The 16,074-nt window shown below is 35.1% G+C and carries 22 protein-coding genes; 9 read left to right on the top strand and 13 right to left on the bottom strand.

Going from position 1 to position 16,074, the window contains the following annotated elements; translation table 11 throughout:
* Positions 1-227: 227 nt before the first annotated feature.
* The gene (locus EUC40_RS03045; RefSeq protein ID WP_071710961.1) at positions 228-1,337 is read right to left on the bottom strand and encodes a hypothetical protein; all 1,110 of its coding nucleotides are present in this window, start codon (positions 1,335-1,337) and stop codon (positions 228-230) included.
* A 93-nt stretch (positions 1,338-1,430) separates the two neighbouring features.
* Between EUC40_RS03045 and EUC40_RS03040 the strand changes: the two genes are divergently transcribed.
* Entirely contained in the window at positions 1,431-2,105 is a 675-nt protein-coding gene (locus EUC40_RS03040) for an HAD family hydrolase (protein ID WP_156573609.1), read from the top strand.
* Positions 2,106-2,143: 38 nt separating this feature from the next.
* Here EUC40_RS03040 and EUC40_RS03035 read toward each other — a convergent pair whose 3' ends face one another.
* The 3 genes from EUC40_RS03035 to EUC40_RS03025 all read right to left on the bottom strand — a co-directional run bounded on the left by EUC40_RS03035 (position 2,144) and on the right by EUC40_RS03025 (position 3,675).
* Entirely contained in the window at positions 2,144-2,683 is a 540-nt protein-coding gene (locus EUC40_RS03035) for a DUF3267 domain-containing protein (RefSeq protein WP_156573608.1), read from the bottom strand.
* A 110-nt stretch (positions 2,684-2,793) separates the two neighbouring features.
* Positions 2,794-3,273 carry an antimutator 8-oxo-(dGTP/GTP)ase gene (gene mutTA, locus EUC40_RS03030; protein WP_000276383.1) on the bottom strand — a complete coding sequence of 160 codons (480 nt, stop codon included), beginning with the start codon at positions 3,271-3,273 and terminating at the stop codon, positions 2,794-2,796.
* A gap of 84 nt (positions 3,274-3,357) precedes the next feature.
* Positions 3,358-3,675: a hydrolase gene (locus EUC40_RS03025; RefSeq protein WP_071710958.1), complete on the bottom strand. Its 318-nt coding sequence runs from the start codon at positions 3,673-3,675 to the stop codon at positions 3,358-3,360.
* A gap of 83 nt (positions 3,676-3,758) precedes the next feature.
* Here EUC40_RS03025 and ytzI point away from each other — a divergent pair, with 83 nt between their 5' ends.
* Genes ytzI through EUC40_RS03015 form a run of 3 tightly spaced genes read left to right on the top strand, consistent with a single transcriptional unit; the run spans position 3,759 to position 4,361 of the window.
* Positions 3,759-3,908, top strand: a complete 150-nt coding sequence (gene ytzI, locus EUC40_RS03020; RefSeq protein WP_156573606.1) for a YtzI protein — start codon at positions 3,759-3,761, stop codon at positions 3,906-3,908.
* A gap of 1 nt (position 3,909) precedes the next feature.
* Positions 3,910-4,086 carry a hypothetical protein gene (locus tag EUC40_RS26865; protein WP_167520139.1) on the top strand — a complete coding sequence of 59 codons (177 nt, stop codon included), beginning with the start codon at positions 3,910-3,912 and terminating at the stop codon, positions 4,084-4,086.
* Between the two features lie 44 nt (positions 4,087-4,130).
* Positions 4,131-4,361 carry a YczI family protein gene (locus EUC40_RS03015; RefSeq protein WP_016085834.1) on the top strand — a complete coding sequence of 77 codons (231 nt, stop codon included), beginning with the start codon at positions 4,131-4,133 and terminating at the stop codon, positions 4,359-4,361.
* Between the two features lie 499 nt (positions 4,362-4,860).
* Here the strand turns inward: EUC40_RS03015 and luxS are convergent, their stop codons facing one another.
* Complete coding sequence (gene luxS / locus EUC40_RS03010) at positions 4,861-5,334, bottom strand: S-ribosylhomocysteine lyase LuxS (protein WP_001141369.1); 474 nt, start codon at positions 5,332-5,334, stop codon at positions 4,861-4,863.
* Positions 5,335-5,462: 128 nt separating this feature from the next.
* Here luxS and yidD point away from each other — a divergent pair, with 128 nt between their 5' ends.
* The gene (yidD, locus tag EUC40_RS03005; RefSeq protein ID WP_156573604.1) at positions 5,463-5,699 is read left to right on the top strand and encodes a membrane protein insertion efficiency factor YidD; all 237 of its coding nucleotides are present in this window, start codon (positions 5,463-5,465) and stop codon (positions 5,697-5,699) included.
* On the opposite strand, the gene EUC40_RS03000 is transcribed toward yidD, so the two are convergent.
* The gene (locus EUC40_RS03000; protein WP_000838168.1) at positions 5,696-6,259 is read right to left on the bottom strand and encodes a beta-class carbonic anhydrase; all 564 of its coding nucleotides are present in this window, start codon (positions 6,257-6,259) and stop codon (positions 5,696-5,698) included. The genes yidD and EUC40_RS03000 overlap by 4 nt on opposite strands.
* A 224-nt stretch (positions 6,260-6,483) precedes the next feature.
* Between EUC40_RS03000 and cydA the strand changes: the two genes are divergently transcribed.
* A complete protein-coding gene (gene cydA / locus EUC40_RS02995) occupies positions 6,484-7,833 on the top strand; it encodes a cytochrome ubiquinol oxidase subunit I (RefSeq protein ID WP_001286173.1) in 1,350 nt (449 codons plus the stop codon).
* Positions 7,823-8,851, top strand: a complete 1,029-nt coding sequence (gene cydB / locus EUC40_RS02990; RefSeq protein WP_151626682.1) for a cytochrome d ubiquinol oxidase subunit II — start codon at positions 7,823-7,825, stop codon at positions 8,849-8,851. Before cydA ends, cydB begins: the two co-directional genes overlap by 11 nt.
* 166 nt (positions 8,852-9,017) lie before the next feature.
* Here the strand turns inward: cydB and EUC40_RS02985 are convergent, their stop codons facing one another.
* Both EUC40_RS02985 and EUC40_RS02980 read right to left on the bottom strand, forming a co-directional pair.
* Entirely contained in the window at positions 9,018-9,251 is a 234-nt protein-coding gene (locus EUC40_RS02985; RefSeq protein ID WP_071710952.1) for a spore germination protein, read from the bottom strand.
* 82 nt (positions 9,252-9,333) lie between these two features.
* Positions 9,334-10,107 carry an S-layer homology domain-containing protein gene (locus EUC40_RS02980; protein WP_156573602.1) on the bottom strand — a complete coding sequence of 258 codons (774 nt, stop codon included), beginning with the start codon at positions 10,105-10,107 and terminating at the stop codon, positions 9,334-9,336.
* A gap of 696 nt (positions 10,108-10,803) precedes the next feature.
* Between EUC40_RS02980 and EUC40_RS02975 the strand changes: the two genes are divergently transcribed.
* The gene (locus EUC40_RS02975) at positions 10,804-11,838 is read left to right on the top strand and encodes a YdcF family protein (protein ID WP_156573600.1); all 1,035 of its coding nucleotides are present in this window, start codon (positions 10,804-10,806) and stop codon (positions 11,836-11,838) included.
* Positions 11,839-12,023: 185 nt separating this feature from the next.
* Complete coding sequence (locus EUC40_RS02970; RefSeq protein ID WP_149177770.1) at positions 12,024-12,896, top strand: YitT family protein; 873 nt, start codon at positions 12,024-12,026, stop codon at positions 12,894-12,896.
* 91 nt (positions 12,897-12,987) lie between these two features.
* Here the strand turns inward: EUC40_RS02970 and EUC40_RS02965 are convergent, their stop codons facing one another.
* From EUC40_RS02965 to EUC40_RS02945, 5 genes are all read right to left on the bottom strand, one after another.
* The gene (locus EUC40_RS02965) at positions 12,988-13,206 is read right to left on the bottom strand and encodes a hypothetical protein (protein ID WP_071710949.1); all 219 of its coding nucleotides are present in this window, start codon (positions 13,204-13,206) and stop codon (positions 12,988-12,990) included.
* 98 nt (positions 13,207-13,304) lie between these two features.
* A complete protein-coding gene (locus EUC40_RS02960) occupies positions 13,305-14,120 on the bottom strand; it encodes a DUF4247 domain-containing protein (protein WP_156573598.1) in 816 nt (271 codons plus the stop codon).
* 12 nt (positions 14,121-14,132) lie between these two features.
* The gene (locus EUC40_RS02955) at positions 14,133-14,639 is read right to left on the bottom strand and encodes a DUF4178 domain-containing protein (RefSeq protein WP_156573596.1); all 507 of its coding nucleotides are present in this window, start codon (positions 14,637-14,639) and stop codon (positions 14,133-14,135) included.
* Positions 14,640-14,660: 21 nt separating this feature from the next.
* A complete protein-coding gene (locus tag EUC40_RS02950; RefSeq protein ID WP_071710947.1) occupies positions 14,661-15,065 on the bottom strand; it encodes a DUF350 domain-containing protein in 405 nt (134 codons plus the stop codon).
* 80 nt (positions 15,066-15,145) lie between these two features.
* Positions 15,146-15,811 carry a PspA/IM30 family protein gene (locus EUC40_RS02945; protein ID WP_071710946.1) on the bottom strand — a complete coding sequence of 222 codons (666 nt, stop codon included), beginning with the start codon at positions 15,809-15,811 and terminating at the stop codon, positions 15,146-15,148.
* Positions 15,812-16,074 lie beyond the last annotated feature (263 nt).

The raw sequence follows: 16,074 nt of genomic DNA, 5'->3' as shown, positions 1-16,074 counted from the left end.
CGAGAGTAAACTTATATCCCCTACAACACGCGCATTATAATTGTGTCTAAATTGTGACGTTTTTATACTAATTCTATTTTATAACGCCAGTTCCTTCTTCTTTTTAATAAAAAGACAGAATTTTCAATTTTATCGAAAAGAAGAAAAAACGCAAAGATTTGAACGTCTTTGCGTTTTCGTTTCACCACTCCTACATATCGAGCATATAACTCACATTAGTATCTAATTTATTGTTCTATCGTTTTTGAAACATCGTATAATCCCGATAATACTTCTGCTCTCATTTTTACAAGTTCAGGGAATTGATAGAAGAAAGCAATCTTCTTATACTTTAGCGCTGTCCCTTCTTTCACTTCTTTTGAATCTTGTAAAATAAACGCTGTAAATGTATCTGCGATATCTTCCGCTACATTGGTTGTTCCGTATTCAGATACAAACTCATCTTGTCTCTCCTTGAAAAATTGCATTTGAGCTTCTTCACTTTCTTCCACTTTCTTCTCTGTCCACTCTTGCTCAATTTGTTTCCAGAAAGAATTATGGAATTGATTAATATAAGAACTCTCCTTCGCACACCCTTCTTGTAAGAAAAGCGATTTACATTTATTTTGATATGATGCAATATCTTTATCTTCTTCAAAAGCCTTTAAGTACTGTTCATTTACTGGTATTTGTTTATGACCTAGCGTTAACACGTGAGCAGTCTCATGAATTAATGTTTTCATCACTTCATCGATATTTACTGCAGAATCAAGCGTATCTAAACTAAGAACCCATTCTTTCGGATATTCCATACTTGGCATAACATGGGCCACAATTCCATCGTAACCGTCTGTCATCATATCGAATTCTTTTATGTCGCTGCGATATTTAGCTGGAATAAGAGTGCTGTACATGTCCCATAATGATTCATGGTACCCTCTATCTTGACGTTGTTGTAGCACCTCTTCTTTCGCTTCTTTATCTTCAGCGAATACTTTATTTAAACGTTTCCGTTCTATTTTTTCAAAATAAGGATCTACAATTTCATCACCATCAATATAATAGGAAGCTAAAAAGAAATAATTTTCATCATCGTCTTTTTTCTGCTCTGCTTTTTTCATCTCATTACTTGCAGTATGTTGCTCCGTTACATCCTCTTCTGGTACTTCAAGTTCTGAAAGTCCATCTATCTTTCCATATACTTTTTGGAGCGTTTTATCGCCTATTTCTGTACATTCTTCTGTCGTTTCGCACACATCTTTCTTCTCTCTTTTCAAAGTTTGCTCCGCCATATCACATCCGGCGACTAAACCAATTGAAATTATAAAACATGTTAACTTTCCATACAATTTTTTCATTTAAACCTCCGTCGTTACAGCCTACAAAAATATGATAATCATTTTCTAACGAATATGCGATAATTATTTATAAAAGCTTTAAGGAGGTTACATATGATTCACGCTGTGCTATTTGATTTAGATGGGACACTATTAGATCGACGACAATCTTTAGAGCGATTTATTCATGACCAATACAATCGCTTTTCTCTTCATTTTATGAACATTGAACAATCCGAATATTGTTCTCGTTTTCTCGAACTCGACAACAATGGCTACACCTGGAAGGATAAAGTATATGCTACTCTCATTGGCGAATATAACATTACCACTTTAACATCAGAGCAACTGCTGCACGACTACATTACAAATTTTCAACATCATTGTATCCCTTTCCCAAACATGCATGAATTACTTCAACAATTAACACAACAAAATATTAAAATCGGCATTATTACAAACGGCTTTACTAACTTTCAAATGAGCAATCTCCGTGCTCTGAACTTACATACGTATACAAACACCATTCTCATTTCAGAAGCGGAAGGAATGAAAAAACCTCATCCTGATATTTTCAAACGAGCTTTACAAAAGTTAGGTGTTAAGGCAGAAGAATGTCTTTACATTGGGGATCATCCAGAAAATGATGTACTTGGTTCTGAACAAGTAGGAATTCATGGCGTTTGGAAGAAAGATTCGTTTTGGAGTGACTTTGAGCATTCACGTATGGTGGATGATTTATTGGAGGCTCTCTCGTTTTTAAAGGCAGAGATCAAAACAATTCAATAGTAAAAGGAGGCTTCGTTTCCCGAACGCCTCCTCTTCCTTTATGATTCATATACTGTAAACTGCGGTTTACTCGGATGATCTTTAACTTGCGCATCATCTGGAAACTTTGACACTTTTTGATATAAGGCAATGTCACCGATGCAACCTGCTGTTAGTAAAATCCCTAAAAATGAGATGGATTGCATATTCATAGCTAATCCAATTACAATTGGCAAAATTCCAGTTGGTAAAAACGGCAGCATTAACACTTTCTTCATTTGCTTTACTGTAATCGCCTGTTTAGAATGAGCATATGCAACACCTAATTTCCAATTGACGCCCCATTTTAGTTCACTCCACGGAACACCGCCGATATAGCGAAATCCTATTAAATGTATCGCTTCATGAATACAAACGAGAACAATCATTGCGATAATAAAAAGAAACATAGTTGGTAACGTAATTTCAAATTGAACACCGCCTGAAAGAAGCGCATGTAAAGAACTAACTCCAATCGCCAGAACGAATGCTATACAACATGAATAGAAATTTAATTTAACCATCGAAACAGTAACAGTCGTTTCTTTACTTTTATCCATCTTCCCCTCCTAAAATGTAAATATATCTTTACAAAATTGTATAATATATCCAAAATAATGTAAAGATATATTTACATTTATTCTTAAACACAAAAAAGAAACCGGCTACTTTACTTCGTAAAACAGCCGATTTCTTCTATATGTTTCATCGTACGCGCTAATACATCGTCGCGCATTATAAAGCTAAATTTTCTATCCGTTTTAATGTTGTCAGGAATGTCTGTTAATAAAACAGATCCCTTCGTTTCTTCGTAATGCGTATGTGCTTCTACCGCACTAATTGTTGCAAAATAAATGTTTTTAATGATTATTTTGTCTTTTCCAGATACTTTATATTGTCCTAAGTAAGTTAAATCAGAAACTATGCCGCCGGTTTCTTCATGAACTTCTCGAACCGCCGCTTCTTCCGGTGTTTCCCCGAGTTCCACCTTACCACCTGGAAATTCAAGACCGCGACGTAAATGATGCGTTAATAACCATTGATCCCCGTACCGGCATACAACCCAAACATGCTTTGGCTCAGGAGAAAATGGATAACGTTCAAACGATAATTGTACAGTGTTGTGGTAATAATCTTTAAATTTGTACATGCCATTACTCCCCTATTGATGGTTACAAGTTTTTCCTACCACAAATTGTAGCATATTCTCGCTTTTCTGCATAATATTATCCAATTATAATCCATTGATTATTCCCATTTGCGCGACTAATTCTTTCGTCTCATGATTTCCTAAATCGTAAATCATTTTATATGCTTTTTGTAGTTGTTCATCATATCGGTCATTATTTGAATCGTGATGATACTCAACAAATGGAACGTGGGAGCGTACAAATGAACCTAAATCCTCTACATATGCTTGATCGAAGTACTCTCTCAACTCCGTAATCTCCTCATCACTCGCGGAAATCTCAAAATTATACGTATCCGCCGTCTTCACTTGTGAAATTTGACCATTTGCTATTGATATATAATATGTTTTTTTCTGCTCCATGTAACACCCTTCTTTCATCCTTTTTATTTCTATTGTTTTCATCAATTACAAAATTATGTAAAATAAAGAAAAGGAGGGATTCCATGTTCAAAATATTAATTATCGGTATTATAATCGTCCTAGTCATACTAGTACTCTCCGTCATGACGATTAATAAAGGGTATGCTTACAAACATTCCATTGATAAACCAGAAGATAATCCTTATACAAAAAAGAATAAAGAGAATTCATAATATGCTTCGCGTACTTCGTATCATAATCGCGATTAGTGTGATCTTTATGTCGGCAATCGGGCTCTATACAGGTCAAAATAACTTTCTACCACTTTCACAATTTCTATTAGGTGCTTTACTATTCCTCATTGCCCTTGAACAAATAAAGAAAAAGGATTCAAGAATCGGATTTATTTAGATTTTCCTCATCATTAGCTATATAAAATAACAGGGGGGATATATATGCTAAAAGGATTACAGATTACTTTTGCACTCATTGCATTATGTATAGTAATCTATGGATATTTTACTGGTAATAGAGAAATGATGCCTTATATGTTTATTTTCTTAGGATTAATGGCTTTCACTATAGGACTAGGAGAAATAAAACAAGACAGAAAATCTAGTGGTATATTTGCTTTCATAGCTGGTGCTGGTGCTTTATTTCTTAGCTTCTCAGAACTATTCCGATAAATAGTCTATTTAAAAGGGGGATTTCCATGCAAACTGGATTACGGATTGTTTTAGGACTTCTTACTCTTCTCACCATATCGCTTTGCACTTATTCTCTTATTACTGATAACTTCATATTTACCCCATACATACAATTTGCTCTCAGCTGTTCCTTTATTCTTCTAGGAATTAACGAACTGAAATCCGGAAGAAAATCAATGAGCATTCCGTTTTTTTTCATCTCTATTCTTACGCTCTTCGTTCTCATATCAAACTACCTTCGCTACGTATAGAATGAAATCTTGAGCAATTTAGCATTTACAAGCACGTAGTAAAATAGAGGATCATTTTTTGCCAACTTTTTTCGGCAAGTCGATAGCCCTTGTCGAAACGTCGATATATTTAAAAAATCGTTGATATATTTCAAGTTGTATTCGATATATTTGAAAAATCGTCGATATAATTCCATTTATCATCATGCTACAAAAAAAACTGCCCTTTTACAGGCAGTTTTTTCTACTTATCCAAACACTTTCTCAAGTTCATCTTTATCTTGGCTTAACCAGAAGTTCATTAAGCGTTTTGCTCCTTCTAAGTCATGAAGCTTCGCTTGGCCACATTGTGTTTCATTTGCAGCTGGAATTTCTGTAATTTGAACCGCATCTTTTAATGTTAGTTCTAATAAATCAATGATTTCTCGAACTGTCGGTGTTCCGCTTACTACAAGATAGTATCCTGTTTGGCAGCCCATCGGTGAAATATCGATAATATCGAAATGCGGATAACGATCAATATATTTACGTAAATTAAATGCTAATAAATGTTCTAACGTATGAATAACATCTGGCTTCATTGCTTGTTTATTCGGTTGGCAAAAACGAATATCGAATTTATTTACAATACCGTCACTACCTACATTGTGAACTCCGCAATGTCTTACATAAGGCGCCTTTACAATCGTATGATCTAATTCAAAGCTTTCTACTGATGGCATACAACATCTCTCCCGCTTTTAATTTAATTCCGTTATATCCAATATGATATAACGGAAATGCACATTAGTAAAGTATTATGTACAGTCGTGCTATAATACTTTAAGACTATGCTGAAAAGGAGACCGTTATGAAACAGATTTTTATTTGGATTATACGCTTTTATCAAAAGTTCATTTCTCCGATGACACCACCAACGTGCCGCTTTTATCCAACTTGTTCTCATTACGGATTAGAGGCGTTTCAAAAACACGGTGCCCTCAAAGGATTTTGGCTTACTTGTAAGCGTATATTAAAATGTCACCCTTTCCACCCGGGAGGATTTGATCCTGTCCCAGATAAAAAGGATGACAAAGTGAATTCTTAATTGTCGTAACCATTCACAACTAAATCTAATTTTCCTGTGTCAGGATCGATAACAAGACCGTGAACAGGTACTTCTTCTGGAAGTAATGGATGGTTGCGAAGTATTGATACGCTATGTTCTACACTTTCTTCTACACTAGAGAATCCTTGTAGGAATCTTTCTAAATCGATTCCAGAATAACGAAGTGTATCTAATTTCTCATTTGTTATACCGCGCTCTTTCATCTTCTCAATTGTACTGCTTGCTTGAATTTTTGCCATACCACAATCGTGGTGACCAACTACACAAACTTCATCAGCACCCAGCTCATATACAGCAACTAAAATACTACGCATAATACTTCCAAACGGATGTGAAATAACAGCGCCTGCTACTTTAATAATTTTCACATCACCGTTACGCATATTCATCGCTTTCGGTAATAATTCAACAAGGCGAGTATCCATACAAGAGATTATTACCATTTTTTTATTTGGGAATTTTCCCGTTTCATACTCTTCGTATTTTTTTTCTTCAACGAATTTTTCATTGTATTGTAAAATCTCTTCTAATGACTTCATAGTAAAGGACCCTCTTTTCTCTCATTTACATTACTTATATAGTGTACCAAAATATGAAAAACACAAAAAGCATATTGTATTATTATAAAAGCAATATATTTTCAGATAACCGACATAATTCTTTCAAAATATACACACAGCTTTGTAACATGTATCACACACTATGCTCCTATTTTCACTATAAACTAATTGTAGATAATGTAAAAAAGGAGTGAATATTTATTATGTCCGACGTTCTGTTACTGAGTCGTTTTCAATTTGCAATTACTATTTTTTATCACTTTTTATTTGTACCTTTGACAATCGGACTTGTTATTTTAGTAGCATGTATGGAAACTCAATACGCCCGCACATTGAATCCAACATACCGCAAAATGGCAAATTTCTGGGGGAAATTATTTACAATTAACTTCGTAATGGGGATTATAACCGGGATTACGATGGAATTCCAATTTGGAACAAACTGGTCTGAGTACTCCAAATATATGGGAGATATTTTCGGATCACCTCTCGCAATCGAAGCACTTGTTGCCTTCTTCTTAGAATCTACCTTCATGGGGATATGGTTATTCGGTAAAGACAAAATTTCACCAAAGTTCCGCGCCTTCTGTATGTGGATGGTTGCACTTGGAACAAATATTTCTGCCCTTTGGATTATTACAGCGAACGGTTTCATGCAAAATCCTGTTGGCTACGTAGTACGTAATGGCCGCGCTGAATTAAACGACTTCTGGGCACTTGTTACAAATCCATATGCTTGGAATATGTTCTTCCATACTGTAATTGGTTGTTATATCGTTGGTGCTTTCTTCGTTATGGCAATTAGTGCCTATCACTTACTACGTAAAAATGAAGTTGAATTCTTCAAAAAATCATTTAAGTTTGGTTTAATGTTAGGATTATTCGCTGCAACTGTTACACCATTTATGGGACATCAATCCGGTGTATCCGCAGCTAAATATCAACCAGCTAAAGGAGCTGCAATGGAAGCAGTTTGGGAAACTGGTAAAGGACAAGGCTTCTCAATTGTGCAAATTCCTGATGTAAAAAACGAAAAGAACTTTGAATTCCTTACGATTCCGAAACTAGGAAGCTTCTTCTATACAAACTCATTTGATGGCGAAATTGTTGGTTTAAAAGATATTCCGAAAGATGAACGTCCAAATGTTAACCTCGTGTATTATAGCTTCCGCTTAATGGTTGCACTTGGTATGTTCTTTATGGCATTAACTTGGTACGGCTTCTATTTAAACCGAAAAGGAAAACTAGAAAACTCAAAACGTTATTTAAAAATTACAATGTGGTCCGTCTTACTTCCATACATTGCGATTAATGCTGGCTGGGTTGTCGCTGAAGTAGGTCGCCAACCATGGACAGTATATAAACTCATGCGTACAGCAGAATCTGTGTCACCTATATCCGTTCCACAAATTTGGTTCTCTTTAATTAGTTTAATCTTGTTCTATACTTTACTTTTAATCGCAGACGTATACTTAATGCTAAAGTTCGCGAAAAAAGGACCTGCTGCATTAGAAGAACCTGCTACTGAAGGAGGTACAGCTCATGTCTCATGATATGCTTGCAGTCATCTGGTTCGGTTTATGGGGCGTAATTTGGACAGTTTACTTCATTCTTGATGGATACGCACTCGGTAACGGGATGATTTTCCCATTCGTTGCGAAAGACCGACAAGAACGAAATCAATTACAAGAAGCAATTGGCCCGTTCTGGGGCGGTAATGAAGTATGGTTAATTACAGCTGGTGGCGCAACATTTGCTGCCTTCCCAGTCACATATGCCAATATGTTTAGTTATCTATATACACCGTTATTTTTAGTATTACTTGCACTATTTGCTCGCGCTGCTGGACTTGAATTCATGCATAAAGACGATTCACCAATTTGGCAAAAAACTTGTAAATGGGCATTTACAATCGGTAGTTTCCTAATCGCCTTCTTATTCGGTGTTACATTCGCTAATCTATATTACGGACTAGAAATTGGAAAAAACGGTTATGAAGGAAACTTACTTAGCTTATTAAATCATTATGGTATTTTAGGTGGTCTCTTCTTCACTGCTATATTCGTCGTATCTGGTGCCCTTTGGGTTATGATTAAGACGACTGGTGAAGTATCTGATCGCGCTTATAAAATCGCACGACCATTTTCAATGGCAGCTGCTATCATTTTAGCTATTTTCTACGTAGCAACTGCCAATCGTACAAACCTATTCCAAAACTTTACGGAATATCCTGTACTATTCATTCTTCCGGTACTTGCCATGTTAATGAGTGTACTCGCACTTATTATGGTGTACAAACATAAAATCGGTCTTGCATTCACATTCGTTTGCTTAACGATTGCAATGTTTATGACAACTGGCTTTGCAGGTATGTTCCCAAGAATGTTACCATCTCGTATTAACGATGCGTATAGTACAACGTTATACAACGCAGCTGGTAGTCAATTGAATTTAAAAATTATGTTCTTCGTGGCAATGGTCATGGTACCAATCGTTATTGGATATCAACTTTGGAGTTACAGTATCTTTAAAAATAAAATTCATAAAGACTCTGCTAAAGGATATCACTAAGATAAAAAAAGACACTTCGTTTGAAGTGTCTTTTTTATACGTATGATTTTCGATAAGATGTTATATTTCTAATCTAACAACTATGATATAGAAGAATCACTAACAGCTCACAGCTACATTGTAGCACAGGGCAAATTCATCATTTTATGAAATTTTGCATATTACACTATAAAGTAAATTGTATCCCTTGGTCATTCACATCATTATCCCCTACATCCGCTGTACTAACACCACTAAATGTTTGAACTTTTAGTCCTGTATTCGATGATCCCGATCCATTATAAGCTTTCGTCTTTTCAATAGGCTGCACGTTATATTTATCACCTAAATTAATCGTCCCATTGCAGTTTTCAATAATAACACCTTCCACAACTGCCGGCATTTTGTCACCTACTTTCATTTCGTTACTTTTATTTTATGAAAATTGCCTACAAAAATAGCATGTTTCAATAAGAAAAAGCACTCAGATTGAGTGCTTTTTCTTATTTACCGCTCTTCTCTCTCTCACAAGCAATTCCATCGCCATCACGATCTAAATGCTTTCCGTAGTACGGACTATCTCTTGTAATATCATAAAATCCAGCATCGTTTGCTTCTTTACAATTAGCAAAGCGCTTTGGCTCTTGATTTGCTCCTGGTCTTTCCTCATATGGTAATGTCGCATTATATAAGAACTGTACATATTGTTCACGAGTTACATTCATCTTAGGTGAAAACATATTATCGCCTGTTCCAGCAGCAATTTTATTAGACTGTACAGCGCTAATCGCTTTATTCGACCATGATTTTCTATCTACATCTACAAATGTATGCTCTGATTTTGCCACTAATTTATATGCATTTGTTAACACTTGAGCCATTTCTTCACGAGTCAAAGAAGCTTTTGGTCTAAAGTTCCCTTTTTCATCTCCTGCAAAAATCCCCATTTCTGTTAATGCTAAAATTTCCTTTTTAAAACTTGTTGAATGCTCATTAATATCATTATACGGATTATTGTAATTCTCTTTCAATCCCGGCTTTAGTTGAAGATACATAAGTCTAGCAACTTGCTCACGAGTCACGTCATCGCCGAATCCAAAAATTCCATTTCCGTACCCACTAACAATATTTTTACTTGTTAAATCTAAAATTGCTTTATAAGACCAATGCCCTGTTGGAACATCTTTGAAGATAGTACTTGCTTGTGCCGTCCCAATTGATGTAAATGCAGTTGTTGCGACAAGCGCACCTGCTAAAAGTATTTTCTTTAAATTCATTCTAAAATCCCCTTTTACTATTCTTAATAACCATTTAACATAATAACAAATTATTAAAATATAATTTATCATATCATGTCGAACACAAAAAAGAATCCAGCAGGATTCTTTTTTGCTAAGCATGAATGGCAATTTTGGAGACAGTTGACTTCTTCAAAAATTTATTAGGGGTAATATTTTGAAAAAGATAGCCTTTCATATGTAGGTTACCACCACTGGAATATATAGTAAATTGATAATATTTATACGGAAGATTGCTAATGTTTAGTATAGATACTTTCCACTATATCAACAGTGAAAAGCATCTACATTAAACAACAAAAAGGTGCCTTCACCGAAGACACCTTTTACGCTTTTCATAAACAGACACTATAAAACAGAATTTTTTATTGTTATACGATTGTTAGATACAAAAAAGTAGAGGGAAATGTTTGTATTAAATTCTGCTTTATATAGTCTGCCTACCACCTATATTTTAATCCTCTTCACTTGAAAATAAATATAATATGCATAATTACATACAAAAAGAAAAGACACTCTACCGAGTGCCTTTTCAAACATTTTACTTTTAATATAGCGCCTTGAATATACTTTATTAAGAAAATTCAAAATCCTTTTTCTTTCATTTTCAATTATAAAATCATGTAATATAAAAGGTATGTCAAATTCTTATACAAATTGAGGTGTACTATATTTATGTATTTCGGAATTATTCCTCTTATATTGTTTATTATTTTTCTTATCTCCTATTTAAAAGATCCGCGAAAAATAATAAACGGCTTTTTATTTAATGCCTTTATCTGTTTTTTCCTTCTTTTTTGTGTGATTGTATCTTTGAACTCAGATAGTGATGTCCTACGCTACATTATATTTTTACCTTTTTTAGCACTTCTCATTATGCTTCCTTTCGGTATTGTTGCTTTAATGTTTGGGCTATTTCTTAATGCTAGAATTTTAATGAAGCGAGAAGGACGACGGTTCACTAACTGTTTAACACTCCTTGCTGCTTTAGGGATGTTATTCTTTATGTTACTCCCTATTATAAATCCAGCAAGTTTAGTTTCATCGCATTTAGAGCCTATTTTTGCTGCTATTTCTCTTATAACTATATATTTCTTTGTACATTTGTCTAACTTCTTAAGCGCATATTTTTTATACCAATTCAATAGACCGAGACGTAATCAAGATTTCATCATCGTTCTTGGGAGCGGCTTAATTAATGACAAAGTACCACCTTTACTTGCAAGTCGCATTAATAAAGCAATCGACTTTTACTGGAAACAAGCAGCCGTGAATACACCACCAACAATTATATTCTCTGGTGGACAAGGTCCAGATGAAGGTCTTCCAGAAGCGGAAGCAATGCAAAATTACGCTATTGAAAAAGGAATTCCAATTGAACATACAGTGCAGGAAAATCGCTCTGTCAACACATATCAAAACATGGCGTTCTCTAAAGAAATTATGGATTCGTTAAAACCAGAAGGTAAATATAGAAGTATTTTTACAACGAATAATTTCCATCTTTTCCGCGCTGGCATATATGCAAAACAAGCTGGTCTGAATAGCCAAGGAATCGGATCAAAAACAGCCTTTTATTATTGGCCTAATGCAATGATTCGCGAATATGTCGCAATCGTCGTTATGGGACGTAAGCGCCATATGAAAGTATGTGGAACGATTTTAGGATTCGCGTTATTCCTAACAGTCATAAGTTTTATATTTTCTTAACAACATCCCATCCTTTTTAAGGATGGGATTTCTTATACCCATTTCAAATTTTTTTAAAACAATACGGTGATACTATTCCCTGCATACATCCATTAAAGGAGAATTTTTTCAAATAAAATGTTAAAATGGAATTTAGGTGTGAATTACGTAACAAATAAGAAACTAGTTTGAAACGAGGAAATTACATGGAGAAAATTATCAAAAACAAGCCCAATAAGCTAAAAATTGCTTCAAAAGCTTTGATGATTATTATTGGGGCATTCATCACAGCATACGGATTAGAAGCAGTATTAATTCCAAATAACGTATCCGACGGTGGTGTAACTGGTTTAAGTATCGTTAGTTCAAGATTATTTGGATTACCATTAGGAGCTCTAATCGCAGTTATCAACATTCCTTTCGTTTGGTTAGGATATAAGCAGATCGGTAAAAGCTTTGCAATCTATTCTATTATCGGGATTGCTTCATTAGCAATCGGTACCGTTGTCATGCACGGTATACCAACTATTATTGAAGGCGATACATTATTAGTTACAGTTGTTGGTGGTATTATTATCGGTTTTGGTATGGGACTAGCATTACGTAACGGCGGAGCATTAGATGGAATCGATATGCTAGCTGTATTACTTTCTCGTAAGTTACCATTTGGAACGAGTGACCTTATTTTATTCTTAAACATGTTCGTATTTATTTTCGTATCAACAGTATTCGGTCTTCAAGGCGCTATCCTTTCGGCAATTGCTTACTTTATTGCTTCGAAAGTGATTCATATCGTCGAAGTTGGTTTAAGTGGTTCGAAAACATTCAAGATTATCACAAAAGAGCCTGAATTAATGGTAGAAACCATCCGCGATCGTTTAGGCCGAAGCGCAACATACAATGAAGTTTATGGTGGTTATTCAAAAGAGAAATTCAAAGAAATTTCTTGTGTAATTAACCGTTTAGAAGAAAGTAAAATGAAAGACCTGATTAATGAAATCGATCCTAATGCCTTTATTACAGTTTATGACGTAGCAGAAGTAAAAGGCGGTAATTTCAAGAAGCGCGATATTCATTAATCGTTATGCAAAAAAAGAGGCAGTCCCAAAATGTTGGGACTGCCTCTTTTTATTATAAAATCGATACTCCTTGTCGAATCGTTGATATATTTTATTCCCCCCACCTTCCTCCGCTCTTAATCCATGCTACGTATTTTTGAAAGGCGGACACTTCATGTTGAAAGCGAAGCGGAACATATAGAAAGAGAGTACATGTACATAATATCCATAGAATACCTACTACAAAGTGAAATCTCATCGTTGTACTTATAAACAAACTCACGAATAATACGAGGAACATAATTACACTAAATCTTTTATACATAGTCATAACAATCTCCTCCTTATACCTTAATTGTACCAACTACAAGGAATTAATTTCCATAATAAAAAGACCGAAAAGTAAATTCCACTTTTCGGTCTCTATACCTATCTTCTCTTCGTGATTTTCCCTGAACCACCAACCCTTGTTTTTGGGGGAGATGTATTCCTTGGTGGCGTTTTAATAGAAGATTTCGGCTTCACATCTGATCCGCTCGAACCACCTGGTGTTTTCGTAATTTTCCCTTTGCTTCCAGTAGAAGGCGGAGGCGTATTATTTCCTTTTTTCGTAATACTTCCTGTATCTCCTACAGAAGATTTCGAATCTACATTATCGCCTCGCTTAATGATAGACCCTTTCCCTTCCTTCGTAATTGGAGGTGGGTTTTTCTTTTCTTCTTTCGTAGGCGGTCTTTCTGGCGTAACTGGTTTATGATTTTGTCTGTCATTATATCCGCGATAATCACCAGACGATGATTTTTTCGAACCGAATATATCGTTTAATATACTCCCCATAATATATCCTTGCAGGAAGGACGGTTGGTAATTTTGACGGACAAACTCTTCATTACTTACTTCAATTAACGTATCAGATGGTTTCTCTTTATCCTTTTGAAGGTTATACATTTTATCAGAATAAACGAGAAACATTTGATTTTCGTCTTCTTTAGATGCTTGCTTCGGTTTCCTTTCGGCTATAAGTTCCTTCGCGACTTCAGGAACTGACCGATTGGCGGCCCTATACACGTAAGATTCTTGTTTACCTTCTTTTGCGACAGACTCAAGTGGATAGCGGTCTTGAATCGACTTTGTCTGCCCGCCTTGACAACCTGATAAGGCATAACCAGCAACAACAAGTAATGTAACGATAGCAAGTATAGGGATCACAAATGATTTAATCATGGTAAACAATCGGTTTGACATGATTACGCCCCCTTACGTTGCTCTTATAATTTGTACATCAGCAGGAATGATTGCTTCTCCCTCATACATCATTGTGCGACCATTTTGCCATTCAATACGTAATAACTTTCGATTATCAGATTGGAATTCCCATACGTACTGTTCCTCTGAAGCTGAAAATGGTGTTTTCCCCATCACAACAACACGTCCATTATATTGCTCTTCCATATGGTACTCTGTATCATCCATTTCAATCGTCGTCGGGATTTCATCAATTGAATCTAAACGACCATCAATTGGTGTATATAATTTGTAATACGTATTTTCACGATCTTCAATTTTTAAATAACGAATATCTTTCCCGTCTTGCAGCGTTAAAACAATTTCCTTGCGAGAATGCATGCTCGTTTTCCCAGTTAATTCGTACATGACTAATGAAACTTCAATCATATCACCAGGCGCTAACGTTAAAAGACTCTTTTCTAGCTTCGGCGGCTCTGGACTTTTCATTATATTTTTAATACGTTTAAATAAACTCATGATTTACCCCTCCTTTTCTCTTTATAAACAAGCACCTAAAATAAGTGCCCCAACAATATGTAATGATCCAGCTAACATTGCATGCGCAACACTGCCTTCTTTCGTACCTTCTTCTAAATCAAGACCAGACATTTTCTTTAATACGAATTCAATGAACATTTCTACCACTAATAAAATAACGAAAGAAACTGCTGAAGCAAGAAGTGCTTGCCATAAATCATTTGCTTTCGTTATCGATTGGGATAAAATGTATCCTTGTGCGAATAATTTCATAACAAAACGAGTCGCTACAGCCGTATTCCCATTTTTTATTTCTTTTAAATCATTGTATTTTGTAAAAATTGAATCAACCCACATAATTGCAAATAAAAGTACTGCACTCGCTCCAGTCCATACAAGCATGGCTACTACATTCATCCACGACATTGCAAAACCTCCTCTAAAAAGTAATAGAAAACCGACATGAATGTATTTAGACATGTCGGTTCATTTGTCTCTATTCTATATTATTTCTCATACTGCTTCATAATACGAGCTAATTCATCGTCAACAGCAGAATTTTTGTTTAAGCTTGCGAATTCATCATCTAATGATTTTTCTTTTTTGTACACTTCACCACTTGCTTCTGCTTCAGCCTCTAATTGAAGAGCTTTCTCTTCCATACGGCTTAAACCAGCTTTTGCTGAATTCGAATCAAATCCAGACATCGCCTGATTAATATTCTTTTGTGCTTTCGCTGCATTTACACGCGCTACAAGTGTTTCACGTTTATTTTTCAGCTCAGTTAATTGCTTACGCATTTCTTCTAACTTCGCACGAAGATTATCAGCAGCTGCTTTGTTTTGCTCATAGCTTGCTTTATACTCATTCATCTTTTGCTCTGCATTTTGTTTTTCTTCTAGTGCACGGCGCGCAAGATCTAAGTTGCTAGCTTGAACAGCCATATGAGCTTGTTCTTCACGTTTTTTCACAAGTGCTTCTTGCTCTTCAAATAATAATTTGAATTTCTTCTCAAGCGCAATTTGAGCTGCTACACTTTTCTCAGCTTCTTGTACATCCGCTTGCATATCACGTAAATATTGATCCGTCATCTTAACTGGATCTTCCGCTTTTTCAATTAATGAATACACATTTGACATTGTTAAATCTCGTAATCGTTTAAATACAGACATCCGAATTCCTCCTATGATATACCTCATATTTCAAATTCACTACTTGGAAAACTTAAAAATCTCCCTTTACAGTAAAGAATATTCATTTTTACAGCCTATGTGTTTATTATAACAAAACAAAGATGCCCTTACATGTTATTTCCAAAATACATCCAATATAATATGACATTCCAAATACAATATTGTTTTCCTAATATATTCTCATTATTTATCCTTAGAATTAACTTATTTTTACGTACTTTCACTAAATTACATTATTGTAA

Source organism: Bacillus luti (assembly GCF_009739945.1).
Classification (GTDB): domain Bacteria; phylum Bacillota; class Bacilli; order Bacillales; family Bacillaceae_G; genus Bacillus_A; species Bacillus_A luti.
The sequence above is the reverse complement of the archived record's forward strand: the minus strand, read 5'-3'. Positions and strand labels throughout refer to the sequence as shown.